The organism is Pseudarthrobacter sp. CCNWLW207 (assembly GCF_037203945.1).
Taxonomy (GTDB): Bacteria; Actinomycetota; Actinomycetes; order Actinomycetales; family Micrococcaceae; genus Arthrobacter.
This window is the reverse complement of record NZ_JBBCBS010000027.1, coordinates 1-5679: the sequence shown is the minus strand read 5'-3', so window position 1 is coordinate 5679 and position 5679 is coordinate 1. Positions and strand designations below refer to the sequence as shown.

Below are 5679 nucleotides of genomic sequence, written 5' to 3'. Positions count from 1 at the left end.
CACACCCGGCACCACCACAACCAAACAACAGCCATGGATCGCTCCGGAGCAACTTTTCAAACTTACCCGGTTTCCAGGAGCTTTGCAAATCGGCGTTTCCGCGATTTCCTGCTCCGGCGAACCGGCCCCACCCGCATCCGGCACGCTAAGAAGCGTGCCATTTTCAGGCTGATGAAGAAGGGGGTTTGTCGCTATTTTTCCGCTTCAGCGGCGGCGACTCAGAAAACAATACACGGCCGGAACCCCCACGGCAAATCCACCCAAGAAGGGCTGCCTTCCCCCAGAAATCCCTGAATTTGCAGGGATTTCTGGGGCTATCCGCATTGCGCGTTCACGCCATGACTGGAATCCTTCGATATGGAGTGGATCACATGGATCCCGCCCCGCAGCGGCGGCCGCCCCCCCGCTCAGGGGCGTACCCGCAGGACCACCGAAAAGTCTGCTTCCCTGGGCAGGAGCCGATGGGCCTCAAGTACCCCTGGTCCACAGGCCGCGGTGCCTACTCCCCGCATCGCGTGGTCCACATAGACGTAGGTCCGACCGTCCGGCACAAGATCTGTGCGGTGCGTTGCCGCGTCCAATGCGTCAAGGCTGTAGGGACGGACCGTCAGGGCAAAAGGGGCTCCGGAGATTTCCAGCGTGCCCGCGGCGAGCGTTACTGAAGCTGATGTCACGCCTGACCGGGCGCCGGACTCCTGCGGCCGGACATAGTCGACGTCAAAGCCCTCAAGTGGCAGCGTGAACCATCCCGCCCTGGTGCCCTGGCCCGTGTCGGGGTAGCTCTGGTGCGGCCCCTGGCCGAACCAGCTGACAGTCCGCGCCTGGGAGCCAAGAACGAGCTCCAGGCCGGTCCTCGCCCATTCGACGGGGAAGCCGGCATTGGTCCAGTCCCCGTCCGGACGGACCTGCGTGCGCAGGTTCACCGAGGCTGCGTCTGCGCTCCAGGTGTAGTCCACCAGGACGCCGAACTGTTTGTCCGCCGGGGCCACCCGGGTGTGAACCGTCAGTACCTCGCCGCCATCCGAAGCAGGCTCTGCAGTGATGCCAAGCAGCCGCGAGTGCAGCCTGTTGAGCCCGGCCTGGCTCCATTGTGTGGCCAGCGGCCGACGGTCCGGGCCGGCCCATTCGCTACCCAGGTCATTGTCCGTTGGCGCCCACCAGAGCACTAGGCGAAAGTCCTCCACGGGCACATTGCCAAGGGAGAGCGGCAGCCCGGAGATCCTGTCAAACACCACCGGCCCCAGCCGAAGGGTGGCGGGGGAAACGCCCACCGGTTCAAGCGCTGCCGGTCCCCCGGATACCGCAAAGTTCTGAACCGACTGCCCCCACGCGAGTTCGTGGCCGGCCTCAGCCCAGTCCGTGCCGGAGGCAAGGACCGCACTAATGGTCAGGACAGCCGTCTTCCCTCCGGCCAGTGACGCCAGGCCGGCCGGAAGTTCAGCGAAGACTTCCGCACGAGGCGGCAGCGGCGAAATGTCCACGACGCCCTCGGCAAGCACCGCACCGCCGCCGCTGGCCCCGCCGTCGCGCGCGCCGCCGTCGGCCTCCAGCACATACCGGAAGCTGAGCGCCGACGTGTCCGAGAAGTCGTAGCCGTTGCGTACGGTGAAACCGGACCAGTCCTCGGCCACAGTGATGCGCAGGGGTTCGATGACCTTCTTGAAGTCCAGGAGCCCCGGGCGCGGCTTGCGGTCAGCGTCCACCAGGCCGTCGGTCACAAAGTTTCCGTCGTGAATTTCCTCACCGAAGTCGCCTCCGTAGGCGAAGTGATCACGGCCGTCCTTGCCCGTAACCGTGATGCCGTGTTCCAGCCATTCCCAGACAAAACCGCCCATCAGCCGGGGATACCGGTCGAAGAGCTCCTGGTATTCGGTCATGCCGCCGGGACCGTTGCCCATGGCGTGTACGTACTCGCACAGCACAAAAGGCATGGCACGGCGGCGGGCATCCAGGTCAGGATCGTCCAGCGGCTCCTCGATCCCCTTGCCGATCAGTTCCGTCTCCGCCTGGCTGGCGTACATCCGCGAATAGACATCCACGTACGCCGACGTCCAGTCACCCTCGTAGTGGATGGGCCGGGAAGGATCCCGATCCTTTGCCCAGCCGGACATCGCTGCCAGGTTCCTGCCCGTGCCGGCCTCGTTGCCCAAAGACCACATGATCACCGCGGCGTGATTCTTGTCCCGCTCCACGGTCCGCCGGATCCTGTCCAGCAGCGCCGGCTCCCACGCCGGGTCGTCACTGGGGTTCTGCGCCCAGCCTGCGCTCTCAAAACCATGGGTCTCGAGGTCGCACTCGAGCACAACGTAGAAGCCCAACTGGTCCGCCAGCGCCAGGAACTCGGGGTGCGGCGGGTAGTGGGAAGTCCGGATGGCGTTAATGTTGTGCTGCTTCATCAGCCGCAGCTCCGTTTCCACCACATCGCGCGGCACCACACGGCCCAGCTTGGGGTGGTGCTCATGGCGATTGACTCCGCGGAGCAGGACGCGTTGGCCGTTGACCTTGAACTGGGCGTCCTCGATGGAAATAGTCCGGAATCCCAGCTGCAAGGTCACGGTTTCGCCCGGTGCGGTGACAGTGGCTGCGTAAAGCCGCGGAAGCTCCGCGGACCAGGGCGAGATGGCCGGGATCCGGTGTTCGCTGCCGGCGGTCAGTTCCAGGTTCAGTTCGGGGACACGTACGACGGCGTCAATCGCCTCGCCGGCCCGGCTCACCTCGACGCGCAGGACGCCTTCCCCACTCACGTGATCGTAGTCTGCGTGCACAAACACGTCATCGATTCCCTGTTCGGGCCGGGCCTGGAGGGTCACGTCCCGGAAGATTCCCGGCAGCCACCACATGTCCTGGTCCTCCACGTAACTCGCGGCCGAGAACTGGGCAACCCGGACGGCCAACACGTTGGCGCCTTCTTTCAGAACCCCGGTGACGTCAAACTCGTGCGCCAGCCTGCTCCCGCGGGTTGTTCCCAGTTCCGTGCCGTTGAGCCAAACCGTGGCGGCGGATTCGACGCCATCGAACCGGAGAAGGGCCCTGGGGAAGAACTCCGGGCCGGCCAGGAATTCCACCACGTGATCGCCGATCGGGTTTGCGTCCGGCACGTGCGGCGGCTCCACGGCAAAAGGGAACTGGACATTCGTGTACGCCGGGGCTCCGTGACCATGCATGGGCCAGCTTGACGGCACGGGAAGGCTGGTGAATCCCTCGAGGTCCTTACCGGACTGCCAGCCGTCACCCGGTGCCTGCCGGATGCCGGGGCTGAGTCGGAACTGCCACTCACCGTTCAGGGACCTCCTGGGAGCGTCACTGCGAAGGTACGCCCGGGCCGGCAAGGTGCCACGGGCCGGTTCAAGGGACGCCAGCGCCGCGGCGTGGTCAGCGCCAACCTCGAGGGCGCGGCCCTTGGACGGCGCGGCGGAACTGGCTGGGATCCCGGCTGGCATGACGGGTGACTGAACTGACATGGGTCTTCCTTGCTGCAGGTTGCTGGGGGGCCGCACCGGGCGTTGTTCGGTTTTCGTGAACGTTCACGAACTACTTAACACTAGCCGCACGCGATCATTTTGGGTAGGGCTTCTTAGGCTGATTCGCGGATGACCAGCTCGTGGCGGAGCATTCTCCGCGCAGCTGCGCTGCCCGGCAGAATGGTGCCGGTCAGCAGCCCGGCGAGGAGTTCGACGGCGGCGCGCCCCACGTCGCGCAGGTCCAGCGAGAGGGTGGTCAACTCAGGGCTCATGAGTACGCCAAGCGGGATCCCGTCCATCCCCATCACGGCGCAATCGCCAGGGACCGAGCGGCCGTGGACGGCCAGGGCTTTCAGTGCCCCGGCTGCCATGAGGTCATTAAAGACAAGGAGCCCGTTGACGGCCGGCTGTTCGGACAGCAGGGCCTCAACGGCGGCCCGTGCGGCTTCGGCGGATTCGCGGGCGTGGGCTACCGTGAGTTCAATGCCAAGGTCCGCGGCCGCACGGGTGACTGCGGCGCCTCGGGCAGACAGTAGCGCTGCAGGACCCGAATCCAGGTAGGCAAGCCGAGTGCGGTCGGCGCCGACAAGATGTTCCAGACCGAGCCTGGCCGCATAGGCGTAATCGAACGAAATGCCGCCGGCCGAGACTCCTTCGGGGTCATCCAGCACCACCACCGGTCGATGGCCCAGCAGTGCCTGCGCCTCTGCCGCGTGCGGACCCAGGTAGCCAATGACAGCATCCACGTGTGGGGACAGCCGCTCAACTGCGTCCAGACTGATGCCGCTTCCGTGACCAAAATCATCCATCACCACGTTCCAGCCACGCAGCGTCGCCATTTCCACAACGCTGGAGGCGAAGGCGGGAAAGTATGGGTTGGTGAGGTCGGGTATGGCCAGGCCTACCGATGTGCGGGCGCCTTGGACGAGGCCCTTGGCATAGCGGCTGGGTGTGTAGCCCAGCTCACGCGCGAGTTCCTGGACGCGTTGACGTGTCTCCTGCTTGATTCCAGGCATGTCGTTCATCGCCCGGGTCACCGTCTGCCGCGAAACACCCGCCGCGGCAGCGACATCAAGGATCGTGGCACGCTTGACGGGCCGGCCAGCGGAGGGAGCGCTCATAGACCGTAAGTCTAGGGCTAGCCGCCCGGACCCCCTCTCACCGTTGCCCTACACGCCTGGCTTCCGAGCGATGATTGTGAACGTACAGGGCACGAGATCACGTTCGGATTCTGGCCACGCGAAGCCGCCCGGCACCTCAACCATGCGTGGCGAGAACCTCCACGGGATTGTTTTGTCCTCGTCGACCCGAAGGATCTGCAGACCCGCCCCCACAAGGGAGTTAATGATGTCTGACAGGGGATGGGCCCATTGATACGTCCGGGAATGAGCCACCGTGCCATCTCCGGCGTAGGTGGACTCGTCGTCCCATTGCTGTGCTTCGCCGTTACCAAAGTACGGATATCGAAGCTGCAGTCCGTCCGCATGCTCGTCAATGGCGTAAAGAGCTGGATGTCCATCGCGGATGTAAAACATTCCTCCAGCCCGCAGGAGCCCCGCTACCTGGGCCGCCCAGCGCTGCAGGTCAGGAAGCCAATTGATGGTTCCGATGCTGGTGTATACAAGGTCGAAGAAACCGTCGACGGCGGCACGGGCCTCAAGTACGTCGGTTTCCACCCAGACGGCATGGATGCCCAGACGCTCCGCTAAGTTGGCAGCAGATGCCAAAGCGGCCGGGGAAAAGTCCACGCCAGTGACCCGAGCACCAGCCCTGGCCAAAGAAAGAGTATCGGTGCCGATATGGCACTGAAGATGACAGACATCCAGCCCGGCGACCGTGCTGTCCGGGAGGAACGGACCGAGTGCGGCCAGGTCCGTCCGGATAACTCCGGTTAGATGGTTCGGATCGTCCAAGTCGCTGATCCCGTAGGCCTTTTCGTGCAGGGGCACCCGGTCTTCCCAGTTCTCACGGTTGATCGCGCGTGCAGAATCCCAGTCAATCGCACTCCGGCTATCACTCATCCGGCGAGTCTATGCAGTCGACAATCGAAACTGCGATTATTTCTGTTTATCCTTCGGCCTGGCCAACGTTGGGCAATAGGCCGGCAAGCCGGTACTAGCAACCACGATGTGTGTGTTAAGTGGGAGAACCCCCCAACACGTGTGTGTTGGGGGGTTCTCGACCTTAATGGTTGTCCGGCGGTGACCTACTCTCCCAC

The 5679-nt window shown here is 64.3% G+C and carries 4 protein-coding genes; 1 reads left to right on the top strand and 3 read right to left on the bottom strand.

Annotated features, from left to right (window positions below):
* Positions 1–294 (top strand): hypothetical protein (locus V9L17_RS21135; RefSeq protein ID WP_337352781.1); only part of this gene is annotated, 294 nt, incomplete at its 5' end.
* Between the two features lie 113 nt (positions 295–407).
* On the opposite strand, the gene V9L17_RS21130 is transcribed toward V9L17_RS21135, so the two are convergent.
* The 3 genes from V9L17_RS21130 to V9L17_RS21120 all read right to left on the bottom strand — a co-directional run bounded on the left by V9L17_RS21130 (position 408) and on the right by V9L17_RS21120 (position 5482).
* Positions 408–3461, bottom strand: coding sequence for a glycoside hydrolase family 2 TIM barrel-domain containing protein (locus V9L17_RS21130; RefSeq protein WP_337352780.1), 3054 nt, complete (start codon positions 3459–3461; stop codon positions 408–410).
* Positions 3462–3574: 113 nt separating this feature from the next.
* Positions 3575–4582 carry a LacI family DNA-binding transcriptional regulator gene (locus tag V9L17_RS21125; protein ID WP_337352779.1) on the bottom strand — a complete coding sequence of 336 codons (1008 nt, stop codon included), beginning with the start codon at positions 4580–4582 and terminating at the stop codon, positions 3575–3577.
* A 48-nt stretch (positions 4583–4630) separates the two neighbouring features.
* Positions 4631–5482 (bottom strand): class I SAM-dependent methyltransferase, encoded by an 852-nt coding sequence (locus tag V9L17_RS21120; protein WP_337352778.1) that lies wholly within the window; start codon positions 5480–5482, stop codon positions 4631–4633.
* Positions 5483–5679 lie beyond the last annotated feature (197 nt).